Raw genomic sequence first — 16,272 nt, forward strand, 5'->3', positions numbered from 1 at the left:
TGCGCGGTGCTGCCAAATGGTACCCCACCGACCGGGACAGAGAGCTGCAGGAGTAGCTAAAAGCTTAAAGAAATGCTAGCATGCGGCATCCGCGGATGGTGCGGTGGCAGACAACAGGAGAGACGTATCTGAAAAGAGGAGGAAGCAATGGCCGCCAGGGCACACGAGAGAGAAGCGGCGGGGGCACGTCGCCTCAGACGTGACGTAAGCCTTATAGGTTTGGTTTTCTTCTCCTTGGGATCCATTATAGGTTCGGGATGGCTATTCGGAGCGCTGACGGCCTCGCAGATCGCCGGACCCGCGGCCCTGATCGCCTGGATCATAGGAGCCGTGGTAATGCTCATCCTGGCGTTCATCCACGCCGAGATCGGCAGCATGTACCCGGTCGCCGGGGGGTCGGCGCGCTATCCACACTTCACCTTCGGGAGCATGGTCGGCTTCGCCTCCGGCTGGATCACCTGGGTCGGAGCGGTTACCGTGGCCCCGATAGAGGTCGAGGCCGCAATACAGTACGCCTCCAACTACCTGCCCGGGCTGACGAGCACGGCTTCCGGGGTAACGGTGCTCACCGGCACGGGCATCGTGGTGGCGGGTGTTTTGATGCTAGTCTTCACCATCCTCAACATCATGGGTGTCAGCTGGCTCGCGAAGTCCAACAACGCGATCATGGCGTGGAAGGTGGCCGTTCCCTTCCTCGCGGTGATCGTGCTCATCGTGCTCTCGTTCAACGCCTCAAACTTCACCGCCTCGGGAGGGTTCATGCCCTTCGGGTTCCAGAGCGTGCTCTCCGCGGTTTCGACCGGGGGCATCATCTTCGCCTACCAGGGCTTCGAACAGGCCATCCAGCTCGGCGGTGAGGGGAGCAACCCGCAGCGCAACATCCCGATAGCCATAATCGGCTCGATGATAATCGGGGTGATACTCTACATCCTGCTGCAGGTAGCCTTCATCGGTGCCCTCACACCGCACGAGCTCTCCCACGGGTGGGCCAAGCTCTCCTTCGAGGGACTCGCCGGTCCCTTCGCCGGTATAGCCACCGCCGTGGGCGCAGGATGGCTCGCCGTCCTGCTCTACATAGACGCCGTGATCTCTCCGGGCGGGACCGGGCTCATCTACACCGGCTCCAGCTCCCGGCTCTCCTTTTCTCTGGCCCGCAACGGCTACATCCCCGAAATCTTCGGCCTGCTCAGCACGAGGGGCGTCCCGGTGGTGAGCATAATCTTCAGCTTCATCATCGGGATGTTCATGTTCCTGCCGTTCCCCGGCTGGCAGGAGCTGGTCGGATTCATCACCTCGGCGACGGTGATGGGTTACGCCACGGCGCCGCTGGCGTTCGGGGCGCTCAGGAGGCGCCAGCCGGAGCACCCCCGTCCGTTCCGGTTGCCGGCCGGGGGCGTGCTCGCGCCGGTAGCGTTCATCATCGCCAACCTGGTCATCTACTGGACCGGCTGGGAGGTCGACTGGAAGCTGTTCGTCGCCATCCTCTTTGGCTTCGCCCTGCTGGGCGTGGCGCGTATCACGAACCAGGAGCGGGCTCCGCTCGACTGGAGGGGCTCGCTGTGGCTGTGGCCCTACCTCGCGGGTATGGCGGTGATCTCCTACCTGGGGACCTTCGGAGGAGGCTCGGGCATCCTGCCGTTCGGCTGGGACATCCTGGTGGTCGCCCTCTTCAGCCTCGCCATCTACACCCTGGCGATGAGGGTGTGCCTCACGCCTGAGGAGATCCGTCACCACATAGACGTCGCCAGGGAGGAACTCCAGGAAGAGGAGCGGGAACTGGCCGTATAGGGGTAGCCAGAGAGAATCTCTCCAGAGGGGGAGCCCCATCCGGGGCTCCTCCATCTATTCTCTATCCAATCTGTGTCTATCCAATCTGTGGGACGGGCCGTTCAATCATCCTCGCGCGAGGATCCCGAGAAGCCGTCCCTGCCGCCGGAGGCCATCTTCGCGCCCGTCGCGAGCGAGCTCACCGTCCCCGCGAGATCCTGCAGCTCGGAGGGGACGACGAAGAGCTTGTTGGCCTCGCCCTCGGCTATCTTCGGGAGGGTCACCAGGTAGAGGTAGCGCAGGGCTTCGTTCGAGAGGTCGGAGGTGTGCAGCCGTTCGAAGAGCGCACCGGCCATCTCTATCTGGGCCCGCTGAAGCTTGCGGTATGCCTCCGCTTCACCCTCAGCCCGCAGGACCGCGGCCTCTCTCTCGCCCTGGGCCTTGAGGATCGCCGACTCCTTCTCGCCCTCGGCCTTGAGTATCGCGGCCCGCTTGTCTCCCTCGGCGGTGAGGATGGCGGCGCGGCGGTTACGCTCCGCCTGCATCTGCTTCTCCATCGCCTGCTGGATATCGTGGGGCGGGATGATCTCCTTGATCTCCACCCGCGTTATCCTCACGCCCCACTTCTCGGTCACCTCGTCGAGAACGGCACGCAGCTTGGCGTTTATCTCGTCACGCGAGACCAGTGTCTCGTCCAGCGTGAGGTTGCCGATCACGTTGCGCAGATTCGTCTGCGTGATCTGCTCCATCGCCACCGTCAGGTTCGCGACCTCGTACTCGGCGGCGCGGGGGTCGATGATCTGGTAGTAGACCACCGCAGAGATCTGGATACCGACGTTATCGTTGGTGATTACCGCCTGCGGCTGGAACGAGACGACCTGCTCCCTCAGGTCGGTTTTCGGCAACATCTTGTCCACCAGAGGAATGATGAACGTAAGACCGCTCTCGGCAGTCCGGTGGTAGCGCCCGAGTCGCTGTACGATCCCGACCCGGCTCTGCGGGATGACCCGCACGCTGCGCGCCACGAACGCGAGCACGATGACCGCGATGACGATTATGACTATGAGACCAACCGACATGTTCAAACCTCTCCTTCCTCTTCTTCCAGGGGCTCTACGAAGGCCGTGAGCCCGTCGCTGTCGAGCACCCGCACCCGCGTGCCCTTCTCTATCCTCACCCCCGGATGGAGCGCGCGGGCCGTCCAGAACTCTCCTCTGCCGACCCGGACCATGCCGCTGCCTCCCGGCTCTATCTCCTCCGTCACCACGGCTCCCCGGCCCACTATCCCCTTGTGCCTCTCGTACCGCTCCCCGCTCCGGAGCGAGAGCCGGTTCACGATCGCCGGACGCAGGATGGCCATGCCAATGAGGGAAGCCGCAGCGAACCCGGCGAGCTGGGAGACCAATCCAACCCCCGCGAGGGAGACGACGAGGGCGACCGCCGCCCCGAGGGAGAAGAAGATCAGGAAAAAGGAGACCGTAATCATCTCTCCGATGAAGGCCAGGGCCAGGATCAAGGCCCAGATGATCGTATCCAGCTCGCTCATCGTCTCCTTTCTTACAAGATTCTATACCACCCCAGCGAGCAGGTGGTCACCGGGATCACATCAGGGAGAAGACGCGCGAGAGGACCGGCTCAGCGAGTCTTTTCCGGGGCCCGCAGCACGAGCACGGCGATGTCGTCGTGCGGGTTGCCGGCGGCGTGCCCGAGCACGGCCGCCTTCACGACCCGGGCAACCTCGGCGGCACCGAGGCCCGCGCAGGAGCCGAGCAGCGAACACAGCCTCTCTTCGCCGAAGAAGGCGCCATCCGGGGAGCGCGCCTCGGTCACCCCGTCGGTGTAGAGCACTATCGCATCGCCGGGTTCGAGCCGGGCCGGCTCCTCAACGAGTTCGGGGTCGTCGAAGACGCCGAGCGCCCGCCCGGGTTCCCCCACCCTCTCCACCCCGCCACCACCGCGCACGACGAAAGGGGCGGGATGCCCCGCGCGGGTAACCGAGAGTTCGAGGCCCCCGGTGGCTGGGAGCGCTACCCTGATGCAGGCGGCGGTGCAGAACTGTCTGCCCGAGAGCTGGCGGAGCATCGCCTCGTTGAGGTCCGAGAGTATCTTCGCCGGAGAGACCTCGAGCAGGGCGACGGCCCGCACCGTGTAGCGGGCGAGCGCGTTGGTGGCCGCGGCAACGGCCCCATGCCCGCACACGTCACCTATGAGTGAGATCCAGCAATCCCTACCTCCGCATTCGATCAGGTCGTAGAAGTCCCCGCCGACCTCGTTACCCTCCCCCGCCGGGAGGTACTCCGCTCCGACATCGATTCCCCCCGGCTCGGGCAGGCGGGGCAGCAGGCTCTGCTGCAGGGTCTGGGCGATGTAGTTCTGCTCCCCGTAGAGCCTCGCGTTGTCCATCGCGAGCGCGCAGCGGTACGCGAGATCCTCGGCGAGCGCGAGATCCTCCTCGTCGTAGCTGAACCCCTGTCGGGTGGCGGCAAGGGTCATGGCCCCGAGCATCCTGCCCCGGGCGAGAAGCGGCACACGGATACAACAACGGGGACGGAGCTCGTCCGGCAGCCCCTTCAGGTCGTCACCCGGCTCCTCTCCTGAATACAGGCGCGGCAGATCGTCCCACACCTCCCGGGCGGTTCCCTCGAGGTCCCGCCCGTTGCGCAGCGCGTGCAGCAAGGCCTCCAGCCTCTGGTCGGCGTGCGCCTCGGCGGCCTGCCGCACGACGCCGTTCTCTTCCACGTCCACCAGGCACCAGTCCGCCAGTTCAGGCACCAGGATGCGCGTTATCGTGTGCAGGGTCTCGGCGTACTCGAGTGAAGAGGAGAGCATCGCCCCCGCCGAAGCCAGCAGCGAGAGCCGCTTGCGCGCCGAGACGGCCTCGGCCCTTGCGAGCTGCTCGCGCGCGAGCAGCAGGTCGCGCTCCTCCTCGGCCCGCTTGCGCTCGGTGATGTCGTTCTGGACCCCGATGAAGTTAGTAAGGCGCCCCTCCTCGTCGAAGACCGGAGAGATGTAGAGCTCGTTCCAGAACTGCTCGCCGTCCTTGCGGTAGTTCCTGAGGACCACCCGGCACTCTCCGCCCTCACGGATGGCCTTCCTCAGCTCCTCGAGCTGGGGCTGGTTCCGGTCCCCGTTCTGCAGGAAGCGGCAGTTGCGCCCGCAGACCTCCTCGAAGGAATACCCGGTCGTCCGCTCGAAGGCCGGGTTGACGTAGATTATCGGGTTGTCCTCCCGTCGGGCATCGGTTATGACGATGCCGTTGGAGCTCGCGGCGACAGCACGGTCGAGCAATCGGCGCATCTCATCGCCGGACGGCTTGCCTCCCCCGCGTCTGTCCTCTGAGAAGGTGGGCCTCATCGGCGACATTCTACAGTCTCGCCCGTGAATGAGGCCACAAGAGGTCCCGGAGACGTTAAGAATATCTCGCTTGTGGGTATCAAGTGTTTGTTGTGCAGGTGAAGCCGGATCAAAGGAGAGAGAATGGCTTACGAACTTCCTGATCTCCCTTACCCCTACGACGCTCTGGAGCCGCACATAGACGAAGCGACCATGCGCTTCCACCACGACAACCACCACAACACCTACGTCCAGAACCTCAACAGCGCCTTCGAGAAGCATCCCGAGGCCGACAAGGGCTCCATCGAAGAGGTTCTGGCGGACCTCGAGAGTGTCCCGGAGGACATCCGGCGAGCCGTACGCAACAACGGCGGCCAGCACTCTAACCACTCGATCTTCTGGCAGATCATGAGCCCCAACGGGGGCGGGGCCCCGGCCGGTGAACTGGGGCAGGCGATAGACTCGGCCTTCGGCTCTTTCGACGAGTTCAAGCAGCAGTTCGCCGCCGCGGCCGCACCGGGCGCGCTCTTCGGCTCGGGCTGGTGCTGGCTCGTCGCGAACCCGGACGGGTCGGTCGCGATAGAGACGACCCCGAACGGCGACTCCCCTTACATGCAGGGCAAGGTCCCGATCATCGGGCTCGACTGCTGGGAGCACGCCTACTACCTGAAGTACCAGTACCGCCGCGCGGCCTACGTGGACGCCTGGTGGAACGTGGTCAACTGGGACGAGGCGAACCGCCGCTATCAGGCCGCAAAGTAGTCCGCCTCCCAGGCGAGAACGTCTGGTGAGCCTTCCCCCAGAGCCCCCGGCTCCCGCCGGGGGCTTCGTCTCCGGCGAGAACGCAGCACCATGCGTCTCGTAGTCGTCGGCGGGGTCGCGGCCGGGACGAAGGCGGCATCCCGGGCCCGCAGGGTCGCCCCGGAGCTGGAGATAACGCTCTACCAGGAGGAGCCGGAGGTCTCGATCAGCGAGTGCGGGCTCCCTTACTTCCTCTCGGGCACCGTCTCCGGGCGCGAAAGGCTCGTCGCCCGCACCCCGGAGGAGTTTGCCCGGATGGACATCGAGGTCAGGACACGCCACCGGGTGGAGCGCATCGACCCGGCCTCGAAAGGGCTCCTGGTGCGTGATCTGCGCTCGGGCGAGACCTTCGAGGACTCCTACGACCGGCTCATCGTCGCGACCGGGGCGCGGGCCGTGGTACCCCCGGTGGAGGGCACGGAGCTCGAAGGGGTCTTCACGCTGCGCTTCCTGACCGACGCCGACCGCATCCTGCGCCACTTGAAAGAGCGCTCCCCGGAGAGGGCCGTCGTGGTCGGCGGCGGCTACATCGGCCTCGAGGCATCGGAGAACTTCAGGAAGATCGGCCTTGAAGTCACGCTCGTCCAGTCGGCGGAGCACGTCGCCCCCACCCACGACCCGGAGTTCTCCGAGATGGTCGAGCGGGAGCTCGCTAAAAACGGCGTCGAGGTCAACACCGGCAGCGCGGCGGAGGGTTTCTACGGCGAAGCAGGTCGCCTGCGGGGCGTGAGGCTCGCCGGAAGATGCCTGGATGCCGACCTCGCGCTCGTCGGTGCGGGGATAGAGCCCGAGGTCACCCTGGCGCAGGAGGCGGGGGCCAAGATCGGCCGGACCGGCGCGATCCGGGTGGACCGCCACATGAAGACGAGCCTGCCCGACGTGTGGGCTGCCGGGGACTGCGTCGAGACGACGAACCTGGCGAGCGGGCTCCCGGCGTGGGTCCCGCTCGGGGATACGGCGAATCAGATGGGCCGGGTCGCCGGGACAAACGCGGCGACGGGCCGGGACGAGCTGGAGTTCCCCGGCGCGCTCGCGACCGGCATCTTCAGGGTCTTCGAGCTACCGGTGGCGAAGACCGGCCTCTCCGAGCGCGAGGCTCGGCAGGCGGGCTTCGCGACGGTATGCGCCACGGTAGAATCCACGAGCCGCGCCGCCTACTACCCGGGCACCAAAAAGGTCACGCTCAAACTCGTCGCCGACGGCGACGGCGGCACCCTCCTCGGGGCGCAGGCCGCCGGTGAGGGTGCGGACAGGCTCGTCGACGTGTGCGCGACGGCGATCTGGGGGAGGCTGGGCGTGGCGGATCTCGTCAACCTGGACCTGGCCTACGCGCCACCCTTCGGCCCGGCGCTGAGCCCCGTGATCCAGGCGGCGAGCGTCCTCTCCGGCAGGCTCTAACGCCCGGCTACCGCGCCGGTGCGCGTGATCTGATCCAGCTCCCCAACCTCCTCGGGGGAGAGCGACCAGCCCAGAGCCCCCGCGTTCTGCCGGGCCTGCTCGCCGTTCTTGGCCCCGGGGATCGCGAGCACGTCGCGTTGGGTCACGAGCCAGTTGAGGGCGACCTGCGCGGGGGTTCTGCCGTGCCGGTCGGCGATGCGCTCCAGTGCGGAGACGACGGGCTCTATCCGTGCGAGCCCACGGGGGCTGAAGCGCCGGTCGAAGCGCCGCACGAGCCCGGAGGGCCTGACGCCGGGGCGGTACTTACCGGTCAGGAGCCCCTGCGCGAGCGGGCTGTAGGCGATGAGCGTCACACCCAGCTCCCGGCAGGCGTCGAGCACCCCGTTGTACTCCGGTGAGCGGTCGAGCAGGTTGTAGCGCACCTGGTTGGAGGCGAGCGGGACGCCATGATGCGCGAGCCGCTCGTGCGCCCGGCGCATCTGCGAGGCACCGTAGTTCGAGACCCCTACGGCCCGCGCCTTCCCCTCCTTGACCGCCTCGGCCAGCGCGTCCATCAGGCTCTCCACCTTCAGCAGCGGCGAGGGGAAGTGCACCTGGTAGAGGTCGACCGACTCGACCCCGAGCCGGCGCAGGCTCCCGTCGAGCGCCCGGAGCAGCGCTCTCGGGTCGAACCGGTGGGGAAGAGGGGCGAACTTGGTCGCGATGACGGGTCGGCGCGGCAGCTCCCCGGATCTCAGGACCTCGCCGATGATCCGCTCGGAGGCCCCGTTGCCGTAGATCTCGGCGGTGTCCACCAGATCGACCCCACTCTCCAGGCTCACCCGGAGCGCCGCCTCGGCGTCTTCCCTGCCGTAGCTGCCGCCGTAGCCCCAGAGGTAGCGTGTGCCCCACGCCCACGCCCCGACCCCGAGCGGGGCGACCTCCATCTCCGAACCGAGCCTGACCTTGCCGTCCTGCTGCATGAGAACCCTCCGTCAAAAGAAACAGGCAAAAGAGGGTATAGCACACTCCTCAGCCCGGTATGCGCGCGACGGCCTGCTCGATCTCCTCCTCGGAGTACTCCAGATCGACGAGTTCCCCGGCGAGATAGCGCTCGTACGCCCCGAGGTCGAAGTGCCCGTGTCCGCAGAGGTTGAACGCGATCACCCGCTCCTCGCCCGCCTCTTTCGCCGCGAGCGCCTCGTCTATGGCGGCCTTTATCGCGTGGTTGACCTCCGGGGCGGGGAGTATCCCCTCGACCCGGGCGAAGGTCACCCCGGCCTCGAACGTCGGGTTCTGCGGGTAGGCACGGGCCTCGACGAGCCCCTCGTGCACCAGCGCGCTGAGTATGGGAGAGTCGCCGTGGTAGCGCAGCCCGCCGGCGTGGATCCCGGCGGGGACGAAGTCGTGGCCCAGGGTGTACATCTTGAGCATCGGGGTCATCCCCGCCTCATCCCCGAAGTCGTAGGTGAATCTGCCCTTGGTCAGCGTCGGGCAGGAGGAGGGCTCGACGGCGATGAAGCGGGTCTTCTTGCCGTTGACCAGGTTCTCGCGCAGGAACGGGAACGCGAACCCGCCGAAGTTCGAGCCGCCCCCCGCGCACCCGATCACGACGTCCGGCCACTCCCCGGCCATCTCCATCTGCTTCATGGCCTCCTGGCCGTTGACCGTCTGGTGCAGAAGCACGTGGTTCAGGACGCTCCCCAAAGAGTAGTTGGCGTCCTCGCTCGACGCCGCATCCTCGACGGCCTCGGAGATCGCGATTCCCAAAGACCCGGTTGTCTGCGGGTCCTCCTGCAGGACCCGGCGTCCGGCCCCGGTCTTCTCGCTCGGGCTCGGGTACACCTCCGCCCCGTAGGTCTGCATCATGACGCGGCGGTAGGGTTTCTGCTCGTAGGAGACGCGCACCATGTAGACGGTGCACTCCATCCCCATCAGCCGGCAGGCGAAGGCCAGAGACGAGCCCCACTGCCCCGCCCCGGTCTCGGTGGTCAGGCGTTTTACGCCCGCCTCGCGGTTGTAATAGGCCTGTGGGACGGCGGTGTTCGGCTTGTGGCTGCCGGGCGCGCTCACCCCCTCGTACTTGTAGTAGATGTGCGCCGGGGTGTCCAGATACCGCTCGAGCCGTCGCGCCCGGAACATCGGCGTCGGGCGCCAGAGGCTGTAGATCTCACGCACCTCCTCCGGGATCGGGATGTATCTCTCGGTGGAGACCTCCTGGCGGATTATCTCCTCCGGGAAGATCGCCGCGAGCGCCTCCGGCCCCACCGGCTTCCGGGTCGCAGGGTCGAGCGGCGGATCCAGCGCGAACGGCAGGTCCGCGACCAGGTTGTACCAGCTCTCCGGCAGCTCCCGCTCGTCGAGGAGAAACTTCGTCTGCTCCATCCCACCACCTCCGTCGTACGTCCGGTCCGGCTGAGCTTAGCCGTGCCCAGAGGGGCTGTCAAACCTGCGCGGGAGGGTATGCACCGCGAGAGCCTGCCGGCCGCTGGTGCGGGCCCGGACCAGGATCTCCCTGCCGCGGTGGGTCTGGTACACCCGGTAGTAGATGGGCCTGCCGTCCAGGGTGACGAGGAAGACGCGCCTCCCCCGAGGGACCACGTAACCGAGCGTGAGGTGCTTGAGGTGGACACGCGGCCTGACGACGGTGCGGTAGGTCCCGCCTCCGGCGGTGGCCGCAACGGAGATCGAACCGCGCCCCAGCTTTATGTTCTTCCCGGAGATCCTGTGCTGCCCGGGCGGGAGCTGCGGGATGACCGCGAGGCGTTCCCTTCCCATGTCGGGGATCACGCCGAGCTGCTGGTGGACGACGGGCCAGATGGTCCCGTAGGTGCCCCACGCCTGCATGACCTGCGCGCGCTCGTTGAAAGGCTCGTCGATGGAACGCCCGTAGTCCGGGGAGGGGGCTATCTCGGGCATCGCGCCGGGCTGCTCGTCGGGGATGAGCTGCAGGGCCGCGTTGTCGTCGGTGTAGCGACGCTGCTCTCCGAGCCTGCCATAGTTCCCCTCGCCGACGGCCATGATCGCGGTGTTGAGCGTGAAGGTCTGGCGGTTCGGGGTGGCGGGCGGCGGGGCCGGGTCGCAACCGGAGTAGCCCTGGACGTAGAGTCCGAAGCGGCCCGTGTAGCAGTGCTCCTGGCGCAGCCCGAGTGCCTTCCGGGCGTGAGACGGGGTGGCGAGCCCGTACAGTGGTCTTCCACCGGGGTAGAGCTCGGCCTCCATCGGGGTGACCCCGATCCACCACCGCTGCTCGAGTTTCTTGTTGCCGGGGTCCCTGAGCGAGTCGGCGTACTGCGGGATGTTCGCCATCCACCACGCCTTCTCGAAGCGGCTGCGCATCGAACTCGCCTTTGCGAGCGCCCATCGGACGGTCTTCTCATCCCCCTTGCTCCTCGCCATGTCGGCGAGGTCGTAGAGCCCACGGAGGGTGTAGACGGCGACGTCGAGCTTCTCCTGCCCGAGCCCCGAAGCCTCGACGTTGCCCGCCCCCTCGGGCCAGAGGTCGCCGTCCCTGTCCTGCCGGCGGAAGATGTAGCGTAGGTTCTTCCTGACGAACGGGTACATCTCGTCGCGGAAGCGGTTGCCCCCGGTCCAGCGCCACACCAGGGCGACCGCGCTTGGGAACTTGGCGGTCTCGTCTATGTCCCCGTCGTCGGAGTTGAGCCCGAAGTAGACCGACCCGTCGGTGACGGTCTCGTGAACCACCTTGCCGCTGCCGCGGTTGGCGATCTCGCTGACCGCCTCGAGCGCCCGCAGATGATCCTCGGCGGTGGAGAACTGCCCGGCGGCGACGAGCGGAAAGGCGGTGTACTCGCCGTCGGTGGCGAACAGCCAGGGGTAGTCCGGGAACCCCGCGCCGACAAATCGTATCTTCTTGACCCTCCCGGCGGGCGGCGGGTACTCCTGGCCGGTGTGGGTGCGCCGAACCTCGAGGTTCCTGGCCTCCTGGGTAAGGTCGGCGAGGTTCTGCTTGCTCCAGCCCACGCTCTTCTGCAGCGTCCGGTCGCCGGGAATGCTGACCCTCGTCCGCGAGGCCAGCGCGAGACGTCGGGAGACTTTCTCGCGCAGCTCGCCCTGCGGGTCTGCGAGCACCCGCCGCTGCACCCGCAGCGCTTCTTTCGGCCCCGACTGGGAGCCGGTCACGGCGAACCAGACGGTCCTGGTGGAGTTCGCGGAAAGCTTCACCTCGTAGCGGAGCTCCCCGCCCGCGCCCCTGCCGTAGGCGGTGTCGTCGCAGCGGGCCGGAGCGCTCGCGGGGGAGGCCGGGCAGACGACCGGCGGGTCTTGCGGCCCGCGGAAGTTGTGCCCGGTTGCGTGTCCGGTAGGCTTGAGCGTGGAGCCCACGACGGCGGCCCAGTCGTGCGGGGCGGCGTTCTTTGCCGGCGGTCTCCCCTTCTCGCGGAAGACGAGGCGTCCATCCCGGTAGGAGGCGGAATCGCGGAGGTTGAAGGTCTTCTGGGAGGGTCTGGTCTCACCCCAGGGGTAGGCGCTCATCAGCTCGGAGTGGGCGTCTACCTCGATGGACACCCTGCGGGCAGAGCCCGTGTTCTTCAGCCTGAGCCCGAAGAGGGCCGTCCGGTGGCCGTCGGGTACGAAGTCGGTGCGGGTGATGCCGAGCCCGTCACGCCCGGGGAATCTCATCTTCACGTAGCCGTAGCCGCTGGTGAACTCCCGTGCGGGACCGAGCCAGCGACCGTCGATGCCGAACCAGATGCCGTCGAGGAGCTTTATCGGGGGGCTCCAGATGCCGCCCATCTCACCGCGGGTGTGGAAGCCCATCGCCGGGAAGAGCCCGTCCTCGGTACCGACGACGTAGGCCCTGTCCCCGGCCACGACGTAGCGCCGGTCCTCGAGCCTGCTATCTACCGAGAGCGTGGGGGAGCTCGTGTGATGGGTGGTTCGGGCCGCAGCGGGAAGCGCGGAGCAGAGAGCAAAGAGCAAAATCACCACAACAGACCAGCGACGAACCGCCACCCGCATCCTCGCCCCCTCTTCCCGACTCCTTTCCCACACCGGAGCATACAGCCCTCCGGGGAAGGGATCAAGCGTCATCCGAAGGCGAGCACGATTATCCCACCGACCATAAGCCCGGCGGCGAAAAGACGCCTCTCCACCCCTCCCTCGGACAGGAGCCTCCCCCCCATCACCGTTCCGATGAGGATCCCAACCTCCCGCACCGGCGCGATCCTGCTGACCGGCGTGAAGACCATCGCCGTGAGCACCAGGAGATAAGCGAGCGGGGAGAGGACCGCCACACCGATGGCCTCCGCCCGGTGCTCGCGCCAGGTGCGACCGACCTCCTGTCTCTCACGCAGGGCGAGCGGGGTGAGCAGGGCGCTCTCCACGAACAGGGACGCCCAGTAATAGAGCAGGGGGGCAAGCGCGAGGTCGCTCACGGCGTACTTGTCCCACAAAGTGTAGGCGGCGATGAGGATGCCGGTGAGAATTCCGTAGACGACGCCCGCACGCCCGCTCTTTCCACCTCTCCCTACACCCGGCTCACGCGCCAGCAGGAACACACCGGCCGTTATCGCGAAGACCCCGCCCACGCCGAGGGGCCCGAGGCGTTCTCCGAAGACGATCGTCGCGGCGAAGCTCGAGAGCAGGGGTCCCGTGCCGCGCGCGAGGGGGTAGACGACCGAGAGGTCCCCGCTCCCGTAGCCTCTCTGCAGGCAGAGGAAGTAGGCGGCGTGCAGGATGCCGGTTCCGATCATGAACAGGGCTCCGATCTTTTCCACGTCGCCCCCTGCTCCGCGCAGCACGAAGATGGCGGCTACCGGGGTGTAGATTAGGGTGGAAAGCACGCTATAGAGCCAGACGAAGGGCACACCGTCCTCTCCGGAGCGCTTGGCCAGAAGGTTCCAGGTGGCGTGAATGAGCCCCGAGCAGACGACGAGAACCAGAGCGAGGATGGTCATCTATCCATCAGCCATGAGGTAACGGTCGAGAAAGGAGGCTATCCTGGGGTAGGCGTCGAGGCGGTTCTTGAGTTTGGCGAGCCCGTGCCCCTCGTCCTCGTAGAGGAGGCACTCGACCACCCCGCCGTTCTCTTTCACCCTCGCCGCTATCTGCTCGGCCTCCCCCACCGGCACGCGGGGATCGTTCCTGCCGTGGATCACCATGAGCGGGGCTCTTATCCTGCCGGCCTTGTGTATGGGGCTTATGGACTCCAGGAAGTCGCGGTCACGCTCGAGGGAGCCGTACTCCCGCTCCCTGAGCGCCCGGCGGTAGCTGCCGGTGTTCTCCAGAAAGGTGACGAGGTTGGCGATCCCGACGATGTCCACCCCTGCGTCCCAAAGCTCCGGATATTCCGTCAGCGCGGCGAGGACCATGAACCCGCCGTAAGAGCCGCCCATCACGGCTATCCTCTCGTGACCGTTCTCCCTGAGCCAGTACGCAGCGTGCGCGAGGTCGGCGACCGAATCCATCCGCCTCTCCACGTCGTCGAGCCGGGTGTAGGATTTGCCGTAGCCGGTCGAGCCGCGGACGTTGGGTGCGAAGACCGCGTACCCGCGGTGCACGAAGTACTGGGTCACGGGCGCGAAGGCGGGGCGCGCCTGCGACTCGGGGCCGCCGTGGACGTTGACGACGACCGGGACTCCATCCTCTTTCGGCTCGTAGAAGAAGGCCGGGATCTCACGCCCGTCGAAGGTCGGGTAGCGCACGAGCCGGGGCCTAACGAAGCTCCCGCGCGGTATCCCGGCGAGGGATGAGCGTGTGACGCGCCGCACCTCGCCGTCGGGGAGCTCGGCGACCCACACGTCGGGGGTGCGGTCCGGACCGGTGAGGGTGAGGGCGAGGTGGCCGGAGCCCGGTGAGAAGGCGAGCCCCCCGAAGATACCCCCGGGAAGGGCGGGGCCCTTCATCCTTTCGCCCTCCCCGTCGAACAGCAAGAGCTCCGAGTAGCCCCCGACGTTGCGCACCGCGGCGACGTAGCGGCCATCCCTCGCAACCTCGACCTCCTCCACGTCCCACTCGTCCGGGGTGAGATACTCGAGGTCGAGCGTCTCGAGATCCAACCTGGCAAGCCTCAAAAACTCCGCCCCGAGGTCGGTGGCCAGATATATGGACCGACCGTCGGCCGAGAAGACGGGCGAGACGAACCGGGCCTCGCCCTCGTGCGGGGTGAGAAGGCGCGCTTTGCCGTCGCCGGGATCCAGCAGGTAGAGGTCGCCGTCAACGTTGGAGTGATGTCGCGAGACGAGGAGCACCCCGCCATCGGGCGAGAAGCCGGCGACTCCGTGGTACCCGGAGACCTCCCAGACCATCTCCGGCTCCCCGTCGAGGCGCTGCACGTAGACGTCGAAGTCGGTGCCGTTGCGCCGGGTCGCGGTGTAGGCGATGCAACTCCCGTCCGGAGAGAACCCCCCGAAGTTGTGGATCGCCTGCGGCATCCGCGTCAGATCCCTCTCCTCCCCACCCTCGAGCACGAAGAGCTGCATCCGCTCGTTCCCCCCGGCGTCCATCTCGAACACGATGTGCCCGTCCACCGGCGAGTACTCAGCCCGCACGACCCGTTCCTCGAAGAACGTCCGCTGCTCCGGCCAGCCGCCCTCGACCCCGACCTCCCAGAGCTGCGGCACCCCCGTGACTTCGGTCAGGAAAGAGAGCGAGCGCCCGTCCGGCGCCCAGGACGCACCGTAGGAACTTCTTGTCTTCAAATATCTCGAAAACGAATATTCGGGAAACTTTCCAGCCACGACTTCCTCCTCCAGTACGCCCGTAGCCGGACACAAAGCATACATCCTCATGAAAACCGCAGCAAAAGCGCGGCTTTCGCACCGAATGTTTCCAGAATAACATCCTCTCAACATGCATCTTTGGAGATTTTAGTTTCAAGATGACTGTGAGGTTTTTCACGAACACTCCCGGGGGCAGCTTGCGCGGGGGCGGCTTTCTGTTATTCTCTCGCACCGTTGTTGTTGTGAAGGCAAATCTGGAGGGGGCTTCCTTGAAGTCTTTACTCAAGATGCTGTTTGTTGCCGGTGTTCTGGCGCTATCGGTAGCGTTCGTCCAGAAGGACGCGCAGGCCGAGCCTCTGGTGGCCAGCTGGTACGGCCCTGGCTTCCAGGGCGCGCTCACGGCGAGCGGTCAGCCGTTCAACATGTACGACTACACCGCCGCCTCCCCGTACCTGCCGTTCGGCACCAAGCTCAGGGTCTGCTACGATGGGTGCGTGGTGGTCACGGTCAACGACCGGGGGCCGTACGTGGCGGGCAGGCAGCTCGACCTCTCCTACGCCGCCGCCCAGGCCATCGGGCTCTACGGCGTAGGCACCGTTGACGCGACGATCGTCGGCAGCGGCAGCGGTTACTACAGCCCGTACTACTACGGCTACGGCTACTACTAAGCCGATCTGGAAGCGCCGCGAGAACGGCACGGGTGAGATCGGGGCCTCTCCGGAGGCCCCGATTTTTGTGTCCCATTACCCAGGTCGGCCTCCCATGTATTAGGATTAGTGCCGGGATGATCCTGCGAGAGCTCGAAAAGACGCCACTTTTTAGTCCCCTCGAGCCCAAGGAGCTCGAGGAGTTCGCACGCGTCTGCGAGGAGGTGGTCTATCCAGCGGGGGATGTCCTGATCCAGGAGGGCAGGCCCCACGAGAACCTCTTCGTTCTGCTCTCGGGTGAGGTGGAGGTTCTCAAGCGGGTGCCGGGGAGCAGGCCCAGGGTGCTCGCGAGCATCGATGCTGGCAGGGAACGGGCCGTCGTCGGGGAGGTCGGACTGCTGGCGGAGAACGCGGCTACCGCGACCGTACGGGCCCGGACGAAGGTGGAGGCGATAAGGATACCGCGCGCGAAGTTCCGGCGGATGATCTCCGGCGGGAATCCGGCCGCCTACAAGCTCTCCTACGAAGTTGCGCGCACGCTGGCCCGGCGCCTGTCACGGCTAGACGAAGAGGTCGCGCACACGGCGCGCGAGCTCGAAGGTGGAGGAGACGTGGACCTCGAAGCGTTCCGCGACAGGTTGATGACCGAATGGTCCGCGTGAGTG

General features: G+C 66.6%; 13 protein-coding genes. 5 read left to right on the plus strand and 8 right to left on the minus strand.

Annotation, left to right across the window (positions count from 1 at the left end):
• The first annotated feature begins 147 nt into the window (after positions 1–147).
• Positions 148–1,788, plus strand: coding sequence for an APC family permease (locus PJB24_RS05715; RefSeq protein WP_273843637.1), 1,641 nt, complete (start codon positions 148–150; stop codon positions 1,786–1,788).
• 101 nt (positions 1,789–1,889) lie between these two features.
• On the opposite strand, the gene PJB24_RS05720 is transcribed toward PJB24_RS05715, so the two are convergent.
• From PJB24_RS05720 to PJB24_RS05730, 3 genes are all read right to left on the minus strand, one after another.
• Positions 1,890–2,846: an SPFH domain-containing protein gene (locus PJB24_RS05720; protein ID WP_273843638.1), complete on the minus strand. Its 957-nt coding sequence runs from the start codon at positions 2,844–2,846 to the stop codon at positions 1,890–1,892.
• A 2-nt stretch (positions 2,847–2,848) separates the two neighbouring features.
• Positions 2,849–3,313: an NfeD family protein gene (locus tag PJB24_RS05725; RefSeq protein ID WP_273843640.1), complete on the minus strand. Its 465-nt coding sequence runs from the start codon at positions 3,311–3,313 to the stop codon at positions 2,849–2,851.
• Between the two features lie 89 nt (positions 3,314–3,402).
• Entirely contained in the window at positions 3,403–5,121 is a 1,719-nt protein-coding gene (locus PJB24_RS05730) for a PP2C family protein-serine/threonine phosphatase (RefSeq protein WP_273843641.1), read from the minus strand.
• 123 nt (positions 5,122–5,244) lie between these two features.
• On the opposite strand from PJB24_RS05730, the gene PJB24_RS05735 reads away from it, so the two are divergent.
• Together PJB24_RS05735 and PJB24_RS05740 are read left to right on the plus strand one after the other, a co-directional pair.
• Positions 5,245–5,862, plus strand: coding sequence for a superoxide dismutase (locus PJB24_RS05735; RefSeq protein ID WP_273843642.1), 618 nt, complete (start codon positions 5,245–5,247; stop codon positions 5,860–5,862).
• Between the two features lie 90 nt (positions 5,863–5,952).
• On the plus strand, positions 5,953–7,299 hold the full coding sequence (locus tag PJB24_RS05740) for an FAD-dependent oxidoreductase (protein WP_273843643.1): 1,347 nt from the start codon (positions 5,953–5,955) through the stop codon (positions 7,297–7,299).
• Here PJB24_RS05740 and PJB24_RS05745 read toward each other — a convergent pair.
• The 5 genes from PJB24_RS05745 to PJB24_RS05765 form a co-directional block, all read right to left on the minus strand.
• Positions 7,296–8,261 (minus strand): aldo/keto reductase, encoded by a 966-nt coding sequence (locus PJB24_RS05745; protein ID WP_273843644.1) that lies wholly within the window; start codon positions 8,259–8,261, stop codon positions 7,296–7,298. The genes PJB24_RS05740 and PJB24_RS05745 overlap by 4 nt on opposite strands.
• A 49-nt stretch (positions 8,262–8,310) precedes the next feature.
• Positions 8,311–9,663, minus strand: a complete 1,353-nt coding sequence (locus PJB24_RS05750; RefSeq protein ID WP_273843645.1) for a TrpB-like pyridoxal phosphate-dependent enzyme — start codon at positions 9,661–9,663, stop codon at positions 8,311–8,313.
• A 36-nt stretch (positions 9,664–9,699) separates the two neighbouring features.
• Positions 9,700–12,258, minus strand: coding sequence for a glucosidase family protein (locus PJB24_RS05755; protein WP_273843646.1), 2,559 nt, complete (start codon positions 12,256–12,258; stop codon positions 9,700–9,702).
• A 68-nt stretch (positions 12,259–12,326) separates the two neighbouring features.
• Positions 12,327–13,196, minus strand: coding sequence for a DMT family transporter (locus PJB24_RS05760; protein ID WP_273843647.1), 870 nt, complete (start codon positions 13,194–13,196; stop codon positions 12,327–12,329).
• Positions 13,197–15,023: a S9 family peptidase gene (locus PJB24_RS05765; RefSeq protein ID WP_420541896.1), complete on the minus strand. Its 1,827-nt coding sequence runs from the start codon at positions 15,021–15,023 to the stop codon at positions 13,197–13,199.
• Between the two features lie 206 nt (positions 15,024–15,229).
• Here PJB24_RS05765 and PJB24_RS05770 point away from each other — a divergent pair, with 206 nt between their 5' ends.
• Both PJB24_RS05770 and PJB24_RS05775 read left to right on the plus strand, forming a co-directional pair.
• Positions 15,230–15,628 (plus strand): septal ring lytic transglycosylase RlpA family protein, encoded by a 399-nt coding sequence (locus tag PJB24_RS05770; protein ID WP_273843649.1) that lies wholly within the window; start codon positions 15,230–15,232, stop codon positions 15,626–15,628.
• A gap of 116 nt (positions 15,629–15,744) precedes the next feature.
• Positions 15,745–16,269, plus strand: a complete 525-nt coding sequence (locus tag PJB24_RS05775; protein ID WP_273843650.1) for a cyclic nucleotide-binding domain-containing protein — start codon at positions 15,745–15,747, stop codon at positions 16,267–16,269.
• Positions 16,270–16,272: the final 3 nt, after the last annotated feature.

Source organism: Rubrobacter calidifluminis, from assembly GCF_028617075.1.
Taxonomy (GTDB): Bacteria; Actinomycetota; Rubrobacteria; order Rubrobacterales; family Rubrobacteraceae; genus Rubrobacter_E; species Rubrobacter_E calidifluminis.